This window comes from Oleiphilus sp. HI0128, from assembly GCF_001635365.1.
Genome location: NZ_LWGG01000858.1, coordinates 1 through 1,108, shown reverse-complemented (window position 1 = coordinate 1,108; position 1,108 = coordinate 1). Strand labels below are relative to the sequence as shown.

Sequence of the window (1,108 nt, the reverse complement as noted above, 5' to 3'; positions counted from 1 at the left end):
CGATGTCGCCCGAAAATATATTTCAGGCAAGAACAAAATATCGGAAGGCATGCTCAATCATATCGAAGTGGCCGTTCGCGCTTACGACCCATGTTTATCTTGTGCAACCCATGCGCTCGGCCAAATGCCGCTCAAGGTGGAGCTGTTTGATCATGAAAATAAACTGATCGACAGTAACAGCCAGTTTGTAGATGGCCAACACTAGATGAGCAAGATCTAGATGATTAAGAAGATACTCTTTATTGGCTACGGCAACCCTGGCAGACAAGATGATGGCCTCGGCCCGGCGCTTATTAAAGCACTCGAAGATGACTCAATACTTGCTGATAAAGTAAGCCTTTCTTCAAACTACCAACTCACCGTCGAAGACGCTTACGACATTACACAGTACGACACGGTGGTATTTGTAGACGCGAGTTTAGACTCTTCCCCACCCTTTTCGTTTAATGAAGCCAGCGCTAATGATCAACAAAGCCTGGGCAGCCATCAGCTTCAACCTGAGTCGGTTCTGCAATTGTGCCATACCTTATATGAGACAAAACCCGAAGCCTTTATTCTGGCAATTCGCGGCTACGAATTTGATGTCTTTGACGAGACACTGAGCCCGCGCGCCCAAGGCAATTTAGATAAAGCCCTCGCGTTCACTACCAAGTGGATTAGCGAGCATGCATGAGCTATCACTTGCGGAAAGTATGCGTGAACTCATTGAAGAACAAGCCGAAGCCGAGCACTTCAACTTGGTTGAAGCCGTTTATTTAGAGGTCGGTCAACTAAGCCATGTCGAGGCAGAAGCTATGCAGTTTTGTTTTGACGCCGTGATGAAAGGCTCCATTGCAGACAATGCGAAGTTAATCCTATCCCGCCCTTCAGGTATTGGCCTATGCGGAAGCTGCCAGAAACAAAGTGAAATCAAGCACCTATACGATGCTTGTTCTCACTGCGGGGCTTTCGGCTTAGAGGTGATACAGGGAGACCAGGTTAGGATTAGTTCTTTGCAGGTTAGCACTAAAGAAAGTCCAACGGACTAGAAGTCTTGCCCTTAGAGAAATTAGCTGTGTGGGTATAAATCATCGTCGTGGCAACGTCGGAATGCCCCAATAGTTCTTGC

General features: G+C 47.2%; 2 protein-coding genes and 2 pseudogenes. 3 read left to right on the top strand and 1 reads right to left on the bottom strand.

Going from position 1 to position 1,108, the window contains the following annotated elements; translation table 11 throughout:
- The 3 genes and pseudogenes from A3763_RS28670 to hypA form a co-directional block, all read left to right on the top strand.
- Positions 1 to 205 (top strand): annotated as a pseudogene (locus A3763_RS28670) (Ni/Fe hydrogenase subunit alpha); the annotation flags it as partial.
- 15 nt (positions 206 to 220) lie between these two features.
- Positions 221 to 673, top strand: a complete 453-nt coding sequence (locus tag A3763_RS13475; RefSeq protein WP_068511665.1) for a hydrogenase maturation protease — start codon at positions 221 to 223, stop codon at positions 671 to 673.
- Positions 666 to 1,028 carry a hydrogenase maturation nickel metallochaperone HypA gene (gene hypA / locus A3763_RS13470; protein WP_068511667.1) on the top strand — a complete coding sequence of 121 codons (363 nt, stop codon included), beginning with the start codon at positions 666 to 668 and terminating at the stop codon, positions 1,026 to 1,028. The genes A3763_RS13475 and hypA overlap by 8 nt, the downstream gene beginning before the upstream one ends.
- On the opposite strand, the pseudogene A3763_RS30145 reads toward hypA, so the two are convergent.
- Positions 1,006 to 1,108 (bottom strand): annotated as a pseudogene (locus tag A3763_RS30145) (recombinase); the annotation flags it as partial. The gene hypA and the pseudogene A3763_RS30145 overlap by 23 nt on opposite strands.

Excerpts from the sequence above, each read along its gene's own strand:
- hypA (WP_068511667.1), top strand. The coding sequence starts at position 666 with ATGCATGAGCTATCACTTGCGGAAAGTATGCGTGAACTCATTGAAGAA.
- A3763_RS13475 (WP_068511665.1), top strand. The coding sequence starts at position 221 with ATGATTAAGAAGATACTCTTTATTGGCTACGGCAACCCTGGCAGACAA.